The 18,919-nt window shown below is 56.2% G+C and carries 16 protein-coding genes; 9 read left to right on the forward strand and 7 right to left on the reverse strand.

Annotation, left to right across the window (positions count from 1 at the left end):
* The 3 genes from QMN93_RS02030 to QMN93_RS02040 are packed head-to-tail and all read right to left on the reverse strand — an operon-like array spanning position 1 to position 4,247.
* Positions 1-1,545: a DHA2 family efflux MFS transporter permease subunit gene (locus QMN93_RS02030; RefSeq protein ID WP_226852603.1), complete on the reverse strand. Its 1,545-nt coding sequence runs from the start codon at positions 1,543-1,545 to the stop codon at positions 1-3.
* Between the two features lie 13 nt (positions 1,546-1,558).
* Positions 1,559-2,701 carry an HlyD family efflux transporter periplasmic adaptor subunit gene (locus tag QMN93_RS02035; protein ID WP_193138865.1) on the reverse strand — a complete coding sequence of 381 codons (1,143 nt, stop codon included), beginning with the start codon at positions 2,699-2,701 and terminating at the stop codon, positions 1,559-1,561.
* Between the two features lie 49 nt (positions 2,702-2,750).
* Entirely contained in the window at positions 2,751-4,247 is a 1,497-nt protein-coding gene (locus QMN93_RS02040; protein WP_319987995.1) for an efflux transporter outer membrane subunit, read from the reverse strand.
* 179 nt (positions 4,248-4,426) lie between these two features.
* Between QMN93_RS02040 and QMN93_RS02045 the strand changes: the two genes are divergently transcribed.
* Together QMN93_RS02045 and QMN93_RS02050 are read left to right on the forward strand one after the other, a co-directional pair.
* The gene (locus QMN93_RS02045; protein WP_048975098.1) at positions 4,427-5,071 is read left to right on the forward strand and encodes a TetR/AcrR family transcriptional regulator; all 645 of its coding nucleotides are present in this window, start codon (positions 4,427-4,429) and stop codon (positions 5,069-5,071) included.
* 123 nt (positions 5,072-5,194) lie between these two features.
* Positions 5,195-5,599, forward strand: coding sequence for a helix-turn-helix domain-containing protein (locus QMN93_RS02050; protein ID WP_029739732.1), 405 nt, complete (start codon positions 5,195-5,197; stop codon positions 5,597-5,599).
* A 12-nt stretch (positions 5,600-5,611) separates the two neighbouring features.
* Here the strand turns inward: QMN93_RS02050 and QMN93_RS02055 are convergent, their stop codons facing one another.
* Together QMN93_RS02055 and QMN93_RS02060 are read right to left on the reverse strand one after the other, a co-directional pair.
* Positions 5,612-7,396 (reverse strand): diguanylate cyclase, encoded by a 1,785-nt coding sequence (locus tag QMN93_RS02055; protein ID WP_193138867.1) that lies wholly within the window; start codon positions 7,394-7,396, stop codon positions 5,612-5,614.
* A 120-nt stretch (positions 7,397-7,516) separates the two neighbouring features.
* Complete coding sequence (locus QMN93_RS02060; RefSeq protein WP_033144729.1) at positions 7,517-8,626, reverse strand: AI-2E family transporter; 1,110 nt, start codon at positions 8,624-8,626, stop codon at positions 7,517-7,519.
* A gap of 168 nt (positions 8,627-8,794) precedes the next feature.
* Between QMN93_RS02060 and QMN93_RS02065 the strand changes: the two genes are divergently transcribed.
* From QMN93_RS02065 to tauD, 7 genes are all read left to right on the forward strand, one after another.
* The gene (locus QMN93_RS02065) at positions 8,795-9,178 is read left to right on the forward strand and encodes a GFA family protein (protein ID WP_182383096.1); all 384 of its coding nucleotides are present in this window, start codon (positions 8,795-8,797) and stop codon (positions 9,176-9,178) included.
* A gap of 253 nt (positions 9,179-9,431) precedes the next feature.
* Entirely contained in the window at positions 9,432-10,832 is a 1,401-nt protein-coding gene (mmuP, locus tag QMN93_RS02070) for an S-methylmethionine permease (RefSeq protein ID WP_032661626.1), read from the forward strand.
* Positions 10,819-11,751 (forward strand): homocysteine S-methyltransferase, encoded by a 933-nt coding sequence (gene mmuM, locus QMN93_RS02075; RefSeq protein ID WP_182383097.1) that lies wholly within the window; start codon positions 10,819-10,821, stop codon positions 11,749-11,751. The genes mmuP and mmuM overlap by 14 nt, the downstream gene beginning before the upstream one ends.
* A gap of 673 nt (positions 11,752-12,424) precedes the next feature.
* Entirely contained in the window at positions 12,425-13,387 is a 963-nt protein-coding gene (gene tauA / locus QMN93_RS02080) for a taurine ABC transporter substrate-binding protein (protein WP_069303717.1), read from the forward strand.
* Between the two features lie 10 nt (positions 13,388-13,397).
* Complete coding sequence (tauB, locus tag QMN93_RS02085) at positions 13,398-14,165, forward strand: taurine ABC transporter ATP-binding subunit (protein ID WP_069303718.1); 768 nt, start codon at positions 13,398-13,400, stop codon at positions 14,163-14,165.
* Positions 14,162-14,989, forward strand: coding sequence for a taurine ABC transporter permease TauC (gene tauC / locus QMN93_RS02090; protein WP_010427972.1), 828 nt, complete (start codon positions 14,162-14,164; stop codon positions 14,987-14,989). The genes tauB and tauC overlap by 4 nt, the downstream gene beginning before the upstream one ends.
* The gene (gene tauD / locus QMN93_RS02095) at positions 14,986-15,837 is read left to right on the forward strand and encodes a taurine dioxygenase (RefSeq protein WP_033144732.1); all 852 of its coding nucleotides are present in this window, start codon (positions 14,986-14,988) and stop codon (positions 15,835-15,837) included. Before tauC ends, tauD begins: the two co-directional genes overlap by 4 nt.
* A 69-nt stretch (positions 15,838-15,906) precedes the next feature.
* Here the strand turns inward: tauD and QMN93_RS02100 are convergent, their stop codons facing one another.
* Together QMN93_RS02100 and hemB are read right to left on the reverse strand one after the other, a co-directional pair.
* A complete protein-coding gene (locus QMN93_RS02100; protein ID WP_182383098.1) occupies positions 15,907-17,631 on the reverse strand; it encodes a lysophospholipid acyltransferase family protein in 1,725 nt (574 codons plus the stop codon).
* A gap of 127 nt (positions 17,632-17,758) precedes the next feature.
* Positions 17,759-18,733, reverse strand: a complete 975-nt coding sequence (gene hemB, locus QMN93_RS02105) for a porphobilinogen synthase (RefSeq protein WP_021241687.1) — start codon at positions 18,731-18,733, stop codon at positions 17,759-17,761.
* Positions 18,734-18,919 lie beyond the last annotated feature (186 nt).

Here is an 18,919-nt window from a genome sequence, read left to right on the forward strand (position 1 = left end):
TCAGTGTCCTACAGACGCGGCATCCACCACGCGCGAAGGTTTAGGCGCTAATGCAATTGCAAATGCAGCGATAAAAAATATCACGCCGATCGACATCATCAGATTATTGGTCGACAGCATCATGCTCTGGCTGTTTACCATCTTGTCAAAAAGCTCACGCACAAATTGTCCACCTTGCTGAGGGGCCGAACTAATGTAGTGCGAAACATCGCCAGTAGGGTCGACGACGGACGCCAGTTTGTCATGCGCAATATAGCGCTGGTCTTGCCATGACGTCGTTACGAGCGATGTGGCAAATGCACCCGATAACGTTCGAACAAAGTTCATTAGCCCCGCCGCTGAAGCCATTTCCGTTTCATCTACAGAGCCCATTGCAAGCCCCGTAATCGGGACATAGTACAGCGGCATTCCAACGCCCATGAATAACAAAGGTACGCAGATAGACCAGTAGTCCATATCGGTCGTCGCATAGGATCGCCAGAAGGTGTCGAGACCCAACCAGGCGCAGCCAAAGAAGATAAGAATACGCGGATCGATTTTGTTAGAAAGGTTAGCGGCAACCGGAGAAAATACCACCTGCAAAAGCCCGCCCCAGGCCACCACAATCCCTGCCCATGTTGTTGTATACCCTAAGTTATATTGTAGCCACAAAGGCGTGAGGACATTCAGACCAAAAAAACATCCAAACGCGAGTGCGAGCACAAACATGCTGGCCGAAAAACCGCGATGGCGAAACACTCTGATATCGACGATCGGATGTTCAGCGGTCAGCTCCCAGATGCAGAAACTTAAAAAGCCGATACAGGCAATAATCGCCAGAACGCAAATTTCTTCTGAGGCAAACCAGTCAAGATCTTTCCCTTCATCGAGCATGATCTGCAGGGCACCAACCCAGATCACCAATAAAATAAACCCAACGATATCAATAGAGTTATTTATCAGCTTATCTTCGAAGATTTTCAGTACTGACCACGCCACGACTGAAAAAGCGATTGCCATCGGAACGTTGATGATAAACACCCACGACCAGCTGTAATGATCGCAAATCCATCCGCCAAGAACCGGGCCTATCACGGGCGCGAGCAATGTTGTCATCGCCCATAATCCCGTCGCCTGCATGGATTTTTCTTTCGGGAAAATACGCAGCAGTAAGGTTTGTGATAAGGCCATCAGGGGGCCTCCCGCCATGCCCTGAAAAACCCTCATCAGCAGCAGCATTCCCAGCGAAGTGGAAAGGCCGCAAAGCAAAGAGAAAATACCGAACATGAACACGGAAACGGAGAAAACGCGCACGCCGCCGAACCGTGTGGTTAACCATCCTGATAGCGGTACCGTAATGGCTTCAGCCACGGCATAGGCCGTGATGATCCACGTGCCCTGGCTGGTTCCTGCGCCCAGGGCACCAGCCATGTTGGGTTGAGTGACGTTTGCAATGGTCATGTTGAGCACGGCTAAAAAGTTAGCCATTGCAAGTACCAGGGCACCAATCCATAACATACCGCCTTTCAGCGAAGGCGGCTGATTATCGATAACTAATGTAGACATGGCCTGGTTTCCGTTATTCACTTTTTAAGTTAACTGTCGCTTTCATGGACAGACCAACCCGCAACGGATGCGCTGCAAGCTCATCAGCATTGAGTTTGATGCGCACGGGCAAACGCTGAACAACCTTAATCCAGTTACCCGTTGCGTTCTGCGCAGGAATAATTGAAAACGCTGCGCCGGTGCCGCCATCAAAGCCTTCTACCGTTCCATGGAAAGGCACGTTGTCGCCATACAGATCGCTCACCAGTTCTACCTTCTGTCCCACTTTTACATGCTGGAGCTGAACTTCCTTGAAGTTGGCATTGACGTGAATTTGCTGAACCGGCACCACGGACAATAACGGTGTGGAAGGCTGGACGCGTTGTCCAAGCTCGACCTGGCGACGAGCAACCACGCCATCGACAGGCGAACGGATCACGGTTCTTTCCAGATCCAGTCTGGCCTGATCGCGCTTCGCTCTGGCGAGAGCAACTTCAGGGTTGGTCTCGGTATTTGCATCCTCAATCATCACGGCATTCGCCTGTCTTGCGCCCACCGCCGCCTGTCTCGCCGCATCGGCTTGCGCCACGGCGGCTTTAGCGGCATTCAGGTTTGCCAGTGCGGAAGCGTAAACGTTTTGAATTCGCGTCAGTTCGTCGCCTGAAATCGCACCCGTCTGCATTAACGCTTCGCGTCGCTTGAGGTCAACCGTCGCGCGCTGGAAGTCAGCGTTTGCGGCATCAACCTGGGCCAGCAGGCGTTTTTGCTCTTTTTCATTCGCCACAACTTCTGCGCCGAGTTTTGTGTCGGTGGCCTTGTATCCATTTACCCGCCGTATGGCCAGGTTCAGGTTTGCTTCCGCCTGATTAAGGGCTAACTCTGCGTCAGTAGGATCCAGCTGGATCAGAACATCGCCTTTTTTTACCACCTGAGAATCCGTGACCAGGATGGCACTGACCGTACCGGTGATCGCGGAAGAGAGCTGAGCGGACTCAACATCGGTATAGGCGTTATCGGTTTCAACATATCGGGAACCCACTAATTCCCAGTATGCGAACGAGCCTACGCCAGCCAGCGCGATGCTTAATGCGAGATAAGAGAATAAACGTTTTCTTTTTTTCTTTTTGATATCGGATGATTCAATATTTTGATCTTCAATAGCTGCAGAATGACTCATTTTATTTCCTTTCTTTCCACTATTTAGTAATTAACCTGGTGTTAAAAAATCACTGTTTGTTCGAGGTATATCCGCCGCCTAATGCGCGCGCTAATGCGACGTCAATCGTAAAGGCGCGAGAATTCACATCGGCTAATTTTCGGCGGGCCGCGACCAGCTCATCTTCCGAGGACAAGACGTCGAGATAGTCAGCAACCTTTCCTTCATATCTTTGTTTGGTGAGGGAATACGCCTTTTCTGCCGACGTGACTGCGCCCTGAGAATAAAGCATCTCGTCTTTCAGTGAGGCTCTGCTGGTGAGCGCATCGCTCACTTCCCGAAGTGCATTCGTTAACGTGTCGTTATAAACCTGCACCGCAATGTCATATTCACCGCTGGCGTATTTCAAATCACCCTGGAGCTTCTGCGTATTAAATATTGGCAACGATATGGCCGGGCCAAAGCTGCCAATTGCTGAGCCACTCCGGGTAAGGTTGTTAATACCCAATGACTGGAACCCGGCAAAGGCAACCAGATTAACGCTTGGGTAAAAACCGGCTTTTTTCTGTTTGATTTGCTCTGCTGCCGCCTCGGCGCGTAAACGTGCCGCGACAATATCAGGACGGCGACCAATCAGATCCAGCGCAATATTCGGAGGAAGTTCCTCATGCGCTAAAAGCGTTGCCTTAGGCGCGGTGATTGCCAGCGATCTGTCAGGCCCATCGCCGATCAGTGCAGCGAGCTCATGTTTTTTGATCGCAATAGCTTCATCTATTGCCACCAGGTTTGCTTTTGCGTTGAGTTGACGCGTCTCAACCTGTTGAAGGCTGGATAAATCTTCAAGCCCCGCGTCATGTCGTTGCTGGAACAACGCGAGCGTACTGGTTCGTATAGTGAGGGTGTCGTTAAGCGTTTCGCGAACGGTGTATAAATGCGCCAGCTCCGCGTAAACGGTAACAATAGAAGAAGAGAGCACCAGCCTTGTTTGTGCTTCTTCCGCTACCGCCGCCATTTCACCAGACGTCGCAGCCGCGAGCGCTGCGCGGTTTTTACCCCAAAAATCAATTTCCCAGCTCATATCAAGCGTGGTGCGCCCATAGCTGTTCCAGTTTTGAGGCGTTGCGCTTTCAGGCGTCACATAGTTGTAACTCATTTTGTCCCGCATAAAGCTGGCGTTTGCGGTGACCTCAGGGAAAAGCGAACCGCTCGCACTTTGCGTCATCGCCTGCGCCTGTTTCACGCGAGCTTCGGCGATGTTAAGCGTGGGGGAATTTTTAAGCGCGTCATCAATCAGCCCGTTGAGCTGCTCGTCACCGTATTTCTTCCACCAGTAATCTTTCGGCCACTGGCCGTTCTGGTGCGGGAAACTTTGATCGCTTTTAAGTTGTGTGACCGTCTTCATAGGCGGTGGGGTGCCAGGATCGGGGATCATGGCGCATCCGCTCATACTGATGGCGGAAATGACAACACAGCTCACCACTATCCTGGACCGGGTTAAACCGGAAATACGACACCTCGGGAGTGTCTCCTGAAAACCTTTCATCAGTACGCTCGTCATGCTGTTCATAGAGAAGTCCAAATGCAGTACCGTACAGTACGGTACACTTTATATCTTGACTTCTGAGCGCCGTCAAATGAAAATGTACTCGTCAGTACGATTACGAACCCTACTATCTGACGTGATTCCGAAATCAGAGAACAAAAAGTGTTGGCCCCGGCCAGGCACCTAAACTAACGAGGAAACATATGGATAAAAGAGCGCTTAAACGGCAACAGATTCTGGAAGTCGCATCCGGACTGTTTCGACAAAAAGGATTTGATGCCACGTCTATCTCAGAAATTAACGCGATTGTTGGTGGCTCAAAATCGACAATTTACAGTCACTTTTCTTCGAAAGAAGAGCTATTTGTAGAATGCATGTCTTCAGAAACTGAACAGTATATAAAAAGCATGACTATTGAAACTGCAGGGCAGGTGCGCCTTTTCAGAAAATCACCACAGCTGGTTATCGAGCAATTTGCCGTTGCCTTTTTACGCTATATTTGCTCTCCGGATATTGTGGATTTGCAAAGATTAATGATTTCCGAGGCCGGAAGATCGGGTATCGGAGAATTATATTATGCGCGAATGCAAAAACTGCGTTCAAATGTTTCGGCGCTTTTTACCGATTTAATGAATCAAAATATTTTAAGGAAAGATGATCCTGTGCTGGCGGCCGAGTATTTTCGTTCTCTTCTCCAGGCCGACATACTGGAACCCTTGCTTTTAAAAGCAAGAAAGGATCAGCCTGACGAAAGTGAAATCGTCATGAAAGCGCAGGCCTCCGTTAATGCGTTTATGAAACTGTATGGTCCTGAAAAAATTGAGGATGTAGCAAAGACATCTTTATAAAATACAGTAAGCGTTCTTTCACCCTATTATTAGGGTGATTTTTCTTTTAGGAATATTTATTTTCAATTGTCATTGGATGACTTTGCCAACGGCCTTCTTGTAAATAAAATTTCGTGGATACTTATGTGTATAAAGTTTACTCTCTTAAAAGATCGTGAAGCTGTAATTAAGTCTCTTACTCACTGGATTGACTCGAATTTATACCGGCCCATTACCGTTTTAGATGTGGCGCGGAAATCCGGTTATTCATTGGCTTACATTCAGCGGAACTTTCGCCAGGAGTGTGGCATAAGTATAGGCCTTTATATCCGAAGCCGGAAACTTGAAAAGGCCGCGCATATGCTCAGACATACGCAGCTCTCTGTTTCAGATATATTCACGATGTTAGGGTACGAGGAGCCGTCAACGTTCAGCAGAGCCTTCTCGAATCAATATGGACTCTCCCCAACCAAATACCGCGAGCAGGCTAAAAAAAGTCACTACATGAATGGATTGTCGATGTTGATTACTGAGGTAACGCGCGAATAAAGCGATAATCCGCTAACCCGCCTCCAGCATCCCAAAGCTCACAATCCGCGCGCGGCCCAGCTCTTTCGCCCGGTACAAGGCCACATCCGCGGCGCGCAGCAGGTTGTCAGTCTGGGCATGTTGTGGGTAGCTGGCAATGCCAATCGACACATCCACCGGCCCAATCTCGGTCAGCCCGTAGCGAAGCGACAGCTCATGCACGCTATTGTAAATCTTCTGCGCGCAGGCGTGCGCCTCTGGTTCATCGGCACCGGTAAGCAGGACCAGAAACTCCTCGCCCCCGTAGCGGAATGCGAGTCCGTTGTCATGTGCGGCCCGCTGAACAATTGACGCCACGCTTTTAATCACCTGATCGCCCGCTTCATGGCCGAAGCGGTCATTGATGCTCTTGAAGTGATCGATGTCGATCATCATGCAGCTTAACGGTTCGCCGGTGCGCAACGCCTGTGCCGTTTGGGTTTGCAGGGTATCTTCCAGATGATGACGATTACGCAGGCCGGTGAGCGGGTCGAACAAGGCTTTTTCCAGCAACGCGTCGCGCAGACGCTGGTTGGCCAGCGCCAGACCGAGCGCTTCGGCCATCAGTTCCAGATAGGCGCGGGATGGGGCGTTGTCCGCCGTAATATTCTGGAAGGAGAGCAGGCCAATGGCCTCGCCCTGGGCGATAAGCGGCACGCACAGCGAGCTTTCCGCCTGGGAGGACGGCAGATGGTAGCAGGCGATATCCGGCTCACCGTTTACCGGCGGGTGGCTCTGCCCGCGGCGCACGGCCCAGCACTCGTCAGGGTGGAAGCTCGTCTCTTCCCCAACCGGTGAAAGCCAGTGTGCGACGCAGCGCATCTGCCATGGCTCCCGGTCAAGGACGTAAAGTCGCCCCGCGATCCCCGGCGCGATATTGGGCGCAAACAGCTCCGCCACGTTAATCACATCGTTAAAGTTCTCACACCCCTGCAGCCGCTGGGTCATGCGCGCCAGCAGCTCGCGGATGGCCCAGTCGGCATCGCGCTCTTTTTCCAGACGCTGTCGCGCCAGGCCGTTTTCGCGGAAGATGCGGATGGCCTGGGCCATATCGCCTATCTCATCAATCTGGTTGAAATTGGGCGTTTCAACCGCGTAATCCTGGGATGCCAGGCGGTGCACCACGTCGCTCAGACGCACCACGGGACGCAGCACGCGGCGCTTTAATATAAAGCCGAGAACAAACAGGAACAGCAGGGCGGTCAGGCCGACCATCAGCTCAGAGGCCGTACGCAGCGCTTTCGATTTTTTTGTCGCATCCTGAACGGAGGCAATGACGCGTTTGTCGAGTATCTGGCGGAAGTGATCGAGCTGGTTCTGCGCGCGCTCCAGCTCCTGCTCATAGGGCGCACCGTAGAGTAGCGCAACGGCCTGCGCGTCTTCTCCTCGCTCAAGGCTGGAAAGGGCGGTTTGCTGTTCGTCCTGCAGCTCATCGACGATCTTTATCCCTTCATGCAGCAGGGCCAGTTCTTCATCCGATGCGCCGTTATCCTGCAACTTTTCCAGCCGAAGCTCGATGCTCTTCAGGCTGTTTTCCGCCTGGTTATATTCCTTGAGAACCTGAGGATCTTTTTTAATGACGTACAGCCGCGCTAAATCAGACTGGGCCCAGATATCGGTTTCGATATCTTCCGTTAGCTGATCAAATTTCTGCCGTTGTTCAACGGCCTGACGCTCGAGGGTATCAGCGCTGGACGCCATCAGCATGATGATGCCGGAGGCGATGGTCAGGCAGACCGTGGCACCATAGGCCCAGTTTGTTATCGTTGCGATTCGCACCTGATGATCCTTTTACGACATGAGTAGGATGGCGTTCTTTCAAATTATAGAAAACGTTTGATTTAAGGCGAAAAAAAAGGCGGCACAGCGCCGCCTGGTGTGGTCTATATCGTCACATCCTCACAATTCTGGAGGATTTTTTCCTTCTTCGATGAAGTCGGGGTCCAGCTCTTCGGCGTTACCTTCGTGATCGCGCCCTGAGAAGAGATTCCAGCAGGCGATAAACAGCGCGGCAATGAGCGGCCCAATCACAAAGCCGTTAATGCCATACAGCTCCATGCCGCCGAGGGTGGAGATCAGAATCAGGTAGTCCGGCATTTTGGTGTCTTTCCCGACCAGCAGCGGGCGCAGGATATTGTCCACCAGCCCGACGATAATCACGAAGAAGCCGACAATAAACAGCCCTTGCCAAAGCTGATGGGTGGCGAACAGGAAGATGGCTGCGGGAACCCAGACAATCGCCGAGCCGATGGCGGGCACCAGCGAGAGGAAGGCCATCAGCGCGCCCCAGAGCACGCTGCCGTCAATACCGGCAATAGCAAACGCAATCCCGCCGAGGATGCCCTGAACCACCGCCACCGCCGCCGTTCCTTTTACCGTGGCACGCGACACGCCGACGAATTTGGCGAACAGGTGCTGTTTCGCGAAATCAGACAGCGGCAGGGAGTCAAGGATTTGGCGCACCAGATACGGGCCGTCTTTCAGCAGGAAGAACAGCAGATAAAGCATGATGCCGAAGCTAATCGCAAAGCCAAACGTGCCCTTGCCAATCAGAAACGCGCTGCCGGCGAGATATTGCCCGCCCTGCAGGGCGACGTCAGAGAGTTTTTTCTGGATCTGCGCCGCGTTGGTCAGGTTGTGATCCGCCAGGAAGCCGCTGGCCCAGTCAGGCAGATGGTTGAAGATGCTCGCCACCACTTCCGGAAACTGGGTGTTGTTCTCCTGAAGCTTCGTGTAAACCACGTTCAGCTCAATGGCGAGCGAGGAGAGGATAACCATCAACGGAATAAAAACGATCAGGCAGATAATGCCAATGGTCAACAGCGAGGCGAGCCCGTTGCGATCCCCCAGCGCGGCGCGCAGCCTGTTTTTTACCGGATTGAAGATGACGGTCAGAATGGCGGCCCACAGTATCGCGGAGAAGTAGGGCGACAGTATGTCGAAGAAGGCCCAGGTGACGAGGGCGAGAATAAAAATGAAGAAACCTTTGGTCAGTCCGTTAAAGCGCATAGTGATTCCTGGTAACGAATAAGCAGAGTCGACTATAGAACTGATTTGAGGATTTACCAATAATTCTGCCGCCGGCGTGCCGGGCGATGGCTTCGCGCCAGACCCGGCATACAGACCTCAATAATGTGTTATGTTTTGATGAGATTTTAAACAGCTCAGGACGACAGCATGGAAAAGGTCTTTTCAGGTGGGTGCTTATGCGGCGCGGTTCGCTTTACCGCTGCGAATGGGGGCAATGTGCACACCTGCTCGTGCGATATCTGTCAGAAACACACCGGCGCACAAACCGTCGTATGGATTGAGTTCCCGGCGGAAAACGTGCAGTGGATCGGTCCGGGCGGACGTCCGGCGACATGGCGATCGTCGGACTACTCCAGCCGGGCGTTTTGCCCCACCTGCGGCAGTTCAATTGGCGCGATTGATGATTCACCCACCGTTGCCTTTTTTACTGGCGTGTTTGACGATTCGGATCAGTCGGAGTTTGCCCCGGAAAATCACTCCTTCTACGACATGATGCCTGCCTGGTGGCGACATACCATGAGGGAAGCGTAAAAGTATGATCCGAGGGTTCATCGTTACCACTTTCGACTGACCGAAGATCGCCTTTTCCCGCACCATGCTGTAAGTATCTGCTTGCGGAGGTGCTTATGGCCTGGCGTCCGATTCTCTATGTGATCCTCACTACCCACCCCAGACTCAGCGCGAGGCGTGCCCGTTTGCGTCTGGTCATCTAGCTTTTTATTAACAATCGCGGTATAACACACCTTCTTTGGATGTTTAGATGTCCATACGTATAGAAGGTAATATGCAAACACAACAAGAAAATGGGCAGCTTAAGCGCACCATGAAAACACGCCACCTGATTATGCTCTCGCTGGGTGGCGTGATTGGGACAGGGCTATTCTTCAATACTGGATACATCATTTCAACGACCGGGGCGGCGGGCACGCTGCTGGCGTACCTGATAGGCGCGCTGGTGGTCTGGCTGGTGATGCAGTGTCTGGGCGAGCTTTCCGTGGCGATGCCGGAAACCGGCGCGTTCCACGTCTACGCCGCCCGCTATCTTGGCCCGGCGACGGGCTATACCGTGGCGTGGCTCTACTGGCTCACCTGGACGGTGGCGCTCGGCTCGAGCTTCACCGCCGCGGGCTTCTGCATGCAGTACTGGTTCCCGCAGGTACCCGTCTGGGCGTGGTGCGTGGTCTTCTGCGCGGTGATTTTTGGCCTGAACGTCATCTCTACGCGCTTCTTTGCGGAAGGCGAATTCTGGTTCTCCCTGGTGAAAGTCATCACCATCATCGCCTTTATTATTCTTGGCGGCGCGGCGGTCTTTGGCTTTATCCCGATGCAGGACGGTTCCCCCGCGCCGGGCTTAAGCAACATCACTGCCGAAGGCTGGTTCCCGCACGGCGGCCTGCCGATCCTGATGACCATGGTGGCGGTGAACTTTGCCTTCTCCGGGACGGAGCTCATCGGCATCGCGGCGGGCGAAACGGAAAATCCGCACAAGGTGATTCCGGTTGCGATCCGCACCACCATCGCGCGCCTGATTATCTTCTTTATCGGCACCGTGTTTGTGCTGGCGGCGCTGATCCCGATGCAGCAGGCGGGCGTGGAAAAGAGCCCGTTCGTGCTGGTGTTTGAAAAGGTCGGTATTCCTTACGCGGCTGACATCGTTAACTTCGTGATCCTGACGGCGATCCTCTCGGCGGCGAACTCGGGACTGTACGCTTCCGGGCGCATGCTGTGGTCGCTGTCGAACGAGAAAACGCTGCCGCGCTGCTTTGCCCGCGTGAACAAAAACGGCGTGCCGCTGACGGCGCTCTCGGTTTCTATGCTCGGCGGCGTGCTGGCGCTGTTCTCCAGCGTAGTGGCCCCGGACACGGTGTTTGTCGCGCTCTCGGCGATTTCTGGCTTTGCGGTGGTGGCGGTGTGGATCAGCATCTGCGCGTCGCACTTCGTTTTCCGTCGCCGTCATCTGCAGTCCGGCCAGCCGCTCTCTGCGCTGCAGTACCGCGCGCCGTGGTATCCGCTGGTGCCGGTGCTCGGTTTTATCCTCTGCGTGGTGGCCTGTGTCGGCCTGTGGTTTGACCCAAGCCAGCGCATTGCCCTTTATTGCGGGCTTCCGTTTGTCGCCCTGTGTTATGGTGCGTACTACCTGACCCGAAATATGACATCGCAGGAGCCTGAACATGTCGCAGAATAACCCGCTTACCGCCATCCTTGAAAAACAGCCGTTTGTGGTGCTGGATGGCGCGATGGCGACGGAGCTGGAAGCGCGCGGCTGTAACCTGGCAGACAGCCTCTGGTCAGCCAAAGTGCTGGTGGAAAACCCGGAACTCATTCGCGAAGTGCATCTCGATTACTACCGGGCGGGCGCGCAGGTGGCGATCACCGCCAGCTATCAGGCCACGCCTGCGGGCTTTGCGGCGCGCGGTCTGGACGAAGCGCAGTCCCGCGCGCTGATCGGTAAAAGTGTGGAGCTGGCGCGTAAGGCGCGCGAAGCGTATCTGGCAGAAAACCCGCACGCGGGCACGCTGCTGGTGGCGGGATCCGTTGGGCCGTATGGCGCGTATCTGGCGGATGGCTCAGAGTATCGCGGCGACTACGTGCGCAGCGCCGGGGAGTTTACTGCCTTCCACCGCCCGCGCGTGGAAGCGCTGCTGGATGCGGGCGCTGACCTGCTGGCCTGCGAAACGCTGCCTTCGTTTGTGGAGATCAAGGCGCTGGCGGCGCTTCTGGCCGGGTACCCCCGCGCCCGGGCGTGGTTCTCCTTTACCCTGCGCGACAGCGAACACCTGAGCGACGGCACGCCGCTGCGTGAGGTGGTCAGCGCGCTGGCAAACTCTCCGCAGATTGTCGCGCTGGGCATTAACTGCATCGCCCTGGAAAACACTACGGCGGCGCTGAAGCATCTGCAAAGCCTGACGTCGCTGCCGCTGGTGGTCTATCCGAACTCGGGCGAGCATTATGACGCGATAACCAAAACCTGGCACCACCACGGTGAAGCGTGCGAGACGCTGGTAGGGTATCTGCCGCAGTGGCTGGAAGCCGGCGCGAAGCTGATTGGTGGATGCTGTCGCACCACGCCGAAGGATATTGCTGAGCTGAACGCGCAGCGCTGAGTGCTTTGCCGGGTGGCGGCTACGCCTTACCCGGCCTACATCTAAGGTTTGTGCGCCTGATGCTCTCACCCTGATCCTCTCCCACGGGGCTGAGGGAACCCCACATAATAATACCTCCACGGACGGCTCCCTCTCCCTCAAGGGAGAGGGCTGGGGTGAGGGGGAACATACGGCTGTGGTGGTCATTCCGTTCACTTCATGTTCCTTGCTACTTTGTAACGACATGGCCTGTGAACGTGCCAGGGCGGCTCAATCGCCGCCGCCCTGGCGACCCGGGCTCCCGGCGGTAAATCGCCGCTTCGCGGTGCCCTCAGCTTATTCCTTCAGGCTATCGGGTCGGGCATGAGCCTGCATCCCTGCAGGCCACGCCCTCTCGGCGCATCCGTGCGCCTCGCCCCGGCCTTACGGAAACGCTTCGGCGATTTACAGCCGGACCGAAACATCGCTTTAAGCCATTTATTTTCCAGATACCACATGCATCGCTTCAGGTGAAAAAATTACTGGGTAACCCTCCGCCCACGGGGAGAGGGAAAAAAACGAACCGCACAAAATTCGCTATCCTTTCCCGCTTTTTATCTAAAAACGAATCGTTATGAGCGATTCATTTTTATTCCTTTATCAAAATTCCCGCGCCGGAAATACTGCCCTCATAACAACAAGGGGAGCAGGCACTATGGCAATTTCATCGCGAATCACACTTCTCGGCGCACTGGCGCTGTGGGCATTTCAGGCGCAGGCGGTGGACGTCACCGTCGCGTATCAAACTTCTGCGGAACCGGCGAAAGTCGCGCAGGCGGACAACACCTTTGCCAAAGAGAGCGGCGCGAAAGTCGACTGGCGCAAGTTCGACAGCGGGGCGTCCGTCGTGCGTGCGTTAGCCTCCGGCGACGTGCAGATCGGCAATATCGGCTCCAGCCCGCTGGCGGTTGCGGCCAGCCAGCAGGTGCCGATCGAGGTTTTCCTGCTCGCCTCGCAGCTCGGTAACTCTGAAGCGCTGGTGGTGAAGAAAAACATCACCAAACCCGAAGATCTGATCGGCAAACGTATCGCCGTGCCGTTTATCTCCACCACCCACTACAGCCTGCTGGCGGCGCTCAAACACTGGGGCATCAAGCCGGGTCAGGTACAAATTATCAACCTGCAGCCGCCGGCGATTATCGCCGCCTGGCAGCGCGGGGATATTGACGGGGCTTACGTCTGGGCTCCGGCAGTGAACGAACTGGAAAAAGACGGCACCGTGCTGACCGACTCTGAAAAAGTGGGCCAGTGGGGCGCGCCAACCCTCGACGTGTGGGTCGTGCGCAAGGACTTCGCCGAGAAACATCCCGAAGTGGTGAAATCCTTCGCCAAAAGCGCGATTGACGCCCAGCAGCCGTACATCTCTAACCCGGATGAATGGCTGAAGCAGCCCGCCAACCTGGAAAAACTCTCCCGCCTGAGCGGCGTGCCGGAAGCGGACGTGCCGGGGCTGGTGAAAGGCAATACCTATCTGACCCCCGCGCAGCAGGTGCAGCAGCTGACCGGGCCGGTGAACAAAGCGATTGTGGATACCGCCACCTTCCTGAAAGAGCAGGGCAAAGTGCCTGCGGTAGCGGCGGATTACAGCCAGTACGTGACCGATCGTTTTGTGAAATAAGGAGTACGCCATGCTGAATATTACGAACCTGTACGCCGATTACGGTGGTAAGCCCGCGCTGGAGGACATCAACCTGACGCTGGACAGCGGTGAACTGCTGGTGGTGCTGGGCCCGTCCGGGTGCGGAAAAACCACGCTGCTGAATCTGATCGCCGGGTTTGTCCCTTATCAGCATGGCACCATTCAACTGGAAGGCAAAAAGGTGGAAGGCCCGGGCGCCGAGCGCGGCGTGGTCTTCCAGAACGAAGGGTTGCTTCCCTGGCGCAACGTGCAGGAAAACGTGGCGTTTGGGCTACAGCTTGCGGGCATCAACCGCGAACAGCGGCTGGAAATGGCGCGGGCGATGCTGAAAAAAGTGGGGCTGGAAGGGGCGGAAAAACGCTTTATCTGGCAGCTTTCCGGCGGCCAGCGTCAGCGCGTCGGTATTGCCCGCGCGCTGGCCGCGAATCCGCAGCTGTTGCTGCTGGACGAGCCGTTCGGGGCGCTGGATGCCTTCACCCGCGAGCAGATGCAAACCCTGCTGCTGCGCCTGTGGCACGAGACGGGCAAGCAGGTGCTGTTGATTACCCACGATATCGAAGAGGCGGTGTTTATGGCGACGGAGCTGGTGCTGCTCTCGCCGGGGCCGGGCCGCGTGCTGGAGCGCTTGCCGCTGGATTTCGCCCGCCGCTACGTCGCGGGAGAGCCCGTGCGCAGCATCAAATCCGATCCGCTGTTTATCGAACAGCGTGAATACGTTTTAAGCCGCGTGTTTGAACAACGGGAGGCTTTCTCATGAGCATCGTCTTCAGTGAAAAAACGCGCCGCACGCGTCTGGCGCTGCGCTGGCCTTTCTCGCGCCAAATCACGCTGAGCGTCGGTACGCTGCTGGTGCTTCTGGCGGTGTGGTGGGCGGTTGCTGCCCAGCAGTGGGTCAGCCCGCTGTTTCTGCCGCCGCCGGGCCAGGTGCTGGCCAAACTCATTACCATCGCCGGGCCGCAGGGCTTTATGGATGCCACGCTCTGGCAGCACCTTGGAGCCAGTCTGGCGCGTATTCTGGTGGCGCTGCTGGCAGCGGTAATTATCGGGATACCGGTCGGGATCGCGATGGGCTTAAGCCCGACGGTGCGCGGTATTCTCGATCCGCTGATTGAGCTTTACCGTCCGGTGCCGCCGCTGGCCTATCTGCCGCTGATGGTTATCTGGTTTGGCATCGGTGAAACGTCAAAAATCCTGCTGATTTATCTGGCCATTTTCGCCCCGGTTGCCATGTCGGCGCTGGCGGGCGTGAAGAGCGCCCAGCAGGTGCGGATCCGCGCGGCGCAGTCGCTGGGTGCCAGCCGCACGCAGGTGCTGCTGTTCGTGATTTTACCGGGCGCGCTGCCGGAGATTTTAACCGGGCTGCGCATCGGCCTCGGCGTGGGCTGGTCCACGCTGGTGGCGGCAGAGCTGATTGCGGCCACGCGCGGCCTTGGCTTTATGGTGCAGTCGGCGGGAGAGTTCCTGGCGACTGACGTGGTGCTGGCAGGGATCGCGGTGATCGCCGCGATCGCCTTCGGATTAGAACTGGGGCTGCGCGCGTTACAGCGCCGCCTGACGCCCTGGCATGGAGAAATACAATGAGTGAACGTCTGACCATTACCCCGCTGGGGCCGTACATTGGCGCGCAGGTATCGGGCCTGGATGTGACCCGTCCGCTGAGCGATAACCAGTTCGAGCAGCTGTACCACGCGGTGCTGCGCCATCAGGTTGTTTTCCTGCGCGAACAGGCGATCACCCCGCAGCAGCAGCGCGCTCTGGCCCTGCGCTTTGGCGATCTGCATATCCACCCTGTCTATCCGCATGCGGAGGGGGTGGAGGAGATTATCGTTCTGGACACCCACAACGATAACCCGCCGGACAACGACAACTGGCATACCGACGTGACCTTTATCGAGACGCCGCCCGCCGGGGCGATTCTGGCGGCGAAGCTGCTGCCGGAAACCGGGGGGGATACGCTGTGGACCAGCGGGATTGCGGCGTATGAGGCGCTCTCCGCGCCGTTCCGGACGCTGCTGAGCGGGCTGCGGGCGGAGCACGACTTCAAAAAATCGTTCCAGGAGTACAAGTACCGCAAAACGGAAGAGGAGCATCAGCGCTGGCAGGAGGCGGTTGCGAAACATCCTCCGCTGCTGCACCCGGTGGTGCGGACCCATCCGGTCACCGGCAAGCAGGCGCTGTTCGTGAACGAAGGGTTCACGACGCGCATTGTGGATGTGACGGAGAAAGAGAGCGAGGCGCTGTTAAGCTTCCTCTTCGCGCATATCACCAGGCCGGAGTTTCAGGTGCGCTGGCGCTGGCAGGAGAATGACCTGGCGATCTGGGATAACCGCGTGACGCAGCACTACGCCAATGCGGACTATCTTCCGCAGCGCCGGATTATGCAGCGGGCGACGATCCTGGGGGATAAGCCGTTCTACCGTGCGCCTTGATCCCCTCACCCTAACCCTCTCCCCAAAGGGGCGAGGGGACTGCCCGGTGCGGTTTTCACCCTCTCCCTTTTAGGGAGAGGGCTGGGGTGAGGGTATTAAATGCGCCTCTATATACCGCTGATACCGGTTCGCCTTCAGGTAACACAAATCCACCAGCACCAGCCCGTCGACGCAGTCGTTAAATGCCGGGTCGCTGCCAAAATCAATAAACTGCACGCCGCCGGGTTCACACAGCTCGGAATATTGTTTGTAGAGCGGCGGAATGCCGCAGCCCAGATTGCCGAGCAGGGATTTGAGCTTTGTCAGGTCGTCCACGTAATCCACGCCGCCAAACTGCGCGAGCACGTCCGGCAGCGATGCAGGATACGGCTGACGTGACGCGGCGAGCGGATGCGTTGCCGGGAACCACAGGCGGTAAAAGGCCACCAGCAGATCCCGCGCGGCAGGCGGTAAGCCGCCGGAAATGGAGACCGGGCCAAACAGGTAGCGGTAGTTCGGATAACGCGCCAGGTAGGCCCCAATGCCGGACCATAAATAGTCCAGGCCACGGCGTCCCCAGTAGCGCGGCTGAATAAAGCTGCGTCCCAGCTCAATGCCGTGCTCCAGCACGTCCTGCATTTTGTCGTCGTAGTGGAACAGGCTATAACTATACAACCCTTCCAGACCGCGACGTTCAACCTGTCTGGCGGTCGGCATAAAGCGATACGCGCCGACGATCTCCAGATCCTCATCATCCCACAGGATCAGGTGCAGATAATCATCATCGTAGCAGTCGGTGTCCCGGCGTTTGCCGCTCCCTTCCTCGACCGCGCGAAAGGCAATCTCGCGCAGGCGGCCAAGCTCGCGCAGCAGCGGGGCGTCTTCCTGACCGTTGCGCTGCCAAAGATAGATGGTTTTACCGTCGCTGGTATTGCCCAGACATTCGGCCTGCGCCAGCGCGCGTTTCAGGGTGGCCCGGTCTTCCGGACGGGCAATGGCGCACTGGGTTTTATAGACGCCAGGCAATCCCTTGCCAAGACGCATCACGTGCTGACGGCACTGTTCGGCCATCTCACGCGACGAAAGGGTGGCGCTGTGCCAGTGATGCCAGGCGATCTGCTGGCCGATTTTAATCGGCAGCTGGCTGTGGCGGCGGCGGAACATCTGCTGCATCAGCAACAGCATCGACAGCGTCGGGGAGACCAGCGTGCTGGCATAGAAGAGCAGGCTGTTATGCGCCTGAATATGCACCGGCAGCAGCGGGGCGCGCAGCTTGCTGGCGAGTTTGATAAAGCCAGAGTGCCATTTTTTATCGCGAATGCCCTTGCGCGTGGGGCGGGAAACTTCTCCGGCCGGGAAGAAGATCAGCACGCCCGCGTTTTGCAGATGCTGTTCCATCTGCACCAGGGACGATTTCGCCGTCCTGCCGCCCATATTGTCCACCGGAATAAACAGCGAGCTGAGGGGCTCAAGGTGGGTCAGCATCCGGTTGGTCACGACTTTAACGTCGCGTCGCACGCGGGAGACGGCGTACATCAGCGCCAGGCCGTCCAGCGTACCCGTCGGGTGGTTGGCAATAATGACCAGCGGGCCATGTTCGGGGATTTGTTCAAGATCGCGGGCGGAAACGGTGCAGAGAATATCAAGGTGTTCCAGAACTTGCTCCACCATATCCAGTCCTTTCAGGTGGCGGTGTGCTGCGGCAAATTGTTGAAATTCGTCTTCGTAAAACAGTCTTTTTAACAGACTTTTTTGCCAGGGTGCAGGCCTCGCCTGAGGCCAAAGATCGTCGAGAACGCTATCGAGGCTAAACATGGTTACTCCTCCTGCCGTCTTGCGAAGACAGTAGAAGGCGCAGATGTCGGTTGTATTGCAGTTTGGTGAAGATTAGCGCAGAGAGCAGGCCGGGTAAGGTGAAGCCGCTACCCGGCGCTAGAGCGGATTAACGCAGGATTTTCTTCTCGGCCAGATCCAGCGCGAAGTAGCTGAAGATCAGATCCGCGCCTGCGCGTTTGATGGCGCCGAGGCTTTCGAGGATCACTTTCTCTTCATCAATCGCACCGGCCAGCGCGGCGAATTTGATCATCGCGTACTCGCCGCTGACCTGGTAAGCGCCCAATGGCAGCTCGGTGCGCTCGCGGATGTCGCGCAGGATATCGAGATACGCGCCCGCTGGTTTCACCATCAGGCAGTCTGCGCCCTGGGCTTCATCGAGCAGGGATTCGCGAATCGCTTCCCGACGGTTCAGCGGGTTCATCTGATAGGTTTTACGATCGCCCTTCAGCGCCGTACCGGCCGCTTCGCGGAACGGGCCGTAGAAGGAGGAGGCAAATTTGGTGGAGTAAGACATGATGGCGGTGTCGGTAAAGCCCGCCGCGTCCAGCGCCTGACGGATCGCCTGAACCTGTCCGTCCATTGCGGCAGAGGGCGCGATGAAGTCCGCACCGGCAGCGGCAGCCACGACCGCCTGTTTGCCGAGGTTCAGCAGGGTGGCATCGTTATCGACACCGTGATCGCACAGCACGCCGCAGTGGCCGTGAGAGGTATATTCGCAGAAGCAGGTGTCTGACATTACCACCATTTCCGGCACGGTCTCTTTGCAGATGCGCGACATGCGGGCAACGAGGCCATCTTCTTTCCACGCGTCGCTGCCGGTGGCATCGGTATGGTGAGAGATGCCGAAGGTCATCACCGAGCGGATCCCCGCGTTGGCGATGCGTTCAATCTCACGCGCCAGATATTTCTCCGGAATGCGCATTACGCCCGGCATGGCTTCGATGGCTTTGTAGTCATCGATCTCTTCTTCGACAAAAATCGGCAACACCAGATCGTTTAAGGTCAGGGTTGTCTCTTCAAACATAGCGCGCAGTGCAGGTGACTTGCGCAGGCGGCGGGGACGTGCAATTAAATCGGTCATGGTATGCCTGATGTTTGTGGAACAAAGAAGGCTAGTGTACCTCAAAGTGAAGACCGGTGTTTTGGTAAAAGTGGGCATTTTATTTTTGTAAAATGTGATGGGTCTGACTTTCTGGCATCAATATATAATGCAGGGCAGTATAACGCCGAAATGGAGATGAGTTATTCATATTGTTTTTATATTAAA

The sequence above is a fragment of the Enterobacter sp. R-1.6.2 genome, from assembly GCF_035064085.1.
In the GTDB taxonomy this organism is placed as follows: Bacteria; Pseudomonadota; Gammaproteobacteria; order Enterobacterales; family Enterobacteriaceae; genus Enterobacter; species Enterobacter asburiae_B.

Bases quoted from the DNA above. Each gene is read 5' to 3' on its own strand.
- tauA (WP_069303717.1), top strand. From the start codon at position 12,425: ATGGCAATTTCATCGCGAATCACACTTCTCGGCGCACTGGCGCTGTGG.
- QMN93_RS02030 (WP_226852603.1), bottom strand. From the start codon at position 1,545: ATGTCTACATTAGTTATCGATAATCAGCCGCCTTCGCTGAAAGGCGGT.
- tauB (WP_069303718.1), top strand. From the start codon at position 13,398: ATGCTGAATATTACGAACCTGTACGCCGATTACGGTGGTAAGCCCGCG.
- mmuM (WP_182383097.1), top strand. From the start codon at position 10,819: ATGTCGCAGAATAACCCGCTTACCGCCATCCTTGAAAAACAGCCGTTT.
- tauD (WP_033144732.1), top strand. From the start codon at position 14,986: ATGAGTGAACGTCTGACCATTACCCCGCTGGGGCCGTACATTGGCGCG.
- QMN93_RS02035 (WP_193138865.1), bottom strand. From the start codon at position 2,701: ATGAGTCATTCTGCAGCTATTGAAGATCAAAATATTGAATCATCCGAT.
- QMN93_RS02100 (WP_182383098.1), bottom strand. From the start codon at position 17,631: ATGTTTAGCCTCGATAGCGTTCTCGACGATCTTTGGCCTCAGGCGAGG.
- QMN93_RS02045 (WP_048975098.1), top strand. From the start codon at position 4,427: ATGGATAAAAGAGCGCTTAAACGGCAACAGATTCTGGAAGTCGCATCC.
- mmuP (WP_032661626.1), top strand. From the start codon at position 9,432: ATGCAAACACAACAAGAAAATGGGCAGCTTAAGCGCACCATGAAAACA.
- QMN93_RS02060 (WP_033144729.1), bottom strand. From the start codon at position 8,626: ATGCGCTTTAACGGACTGACCAAAGGTTTCTTCATTTTTATTCTCGCC.
- QMN93_RS02050 (WP_029739732.1), top strand. From the start codon at position 5,195: ATGTGTATAAAGTTTACTCTCTTAAAAGATCGTGAAGCTGTAATTAAG.
- QMN93_RS02065 (WP_182383096.1), top strand. From the start codon at position 8,795: ATGGAAAAGGTCTTTTCAGGTGGGTGCTTATGCGGCGCGGTTCGCTTT.
- QMN93_RS02040 (WP_319987995.1), bottom strand. From the start codon at position 4,247: ATGAACAGCATGACGAGCGTACTGATGAAAGGTTTTCAGGAGACACTC.
- tauC (WP_010427972.1), top strand. From the start codon at position 14,162: ATGAGCATCGTCTTCAGTGAAAAAACGCGCCGCACGCGTCTGGCGCTG.
- hemB (WP_021241687.1), bottom strand. From the start codon at position 18,733: ATGACCGATTTAATTGCACGTCCCCGCCGCCTGCGCAAGTCACCTGCA.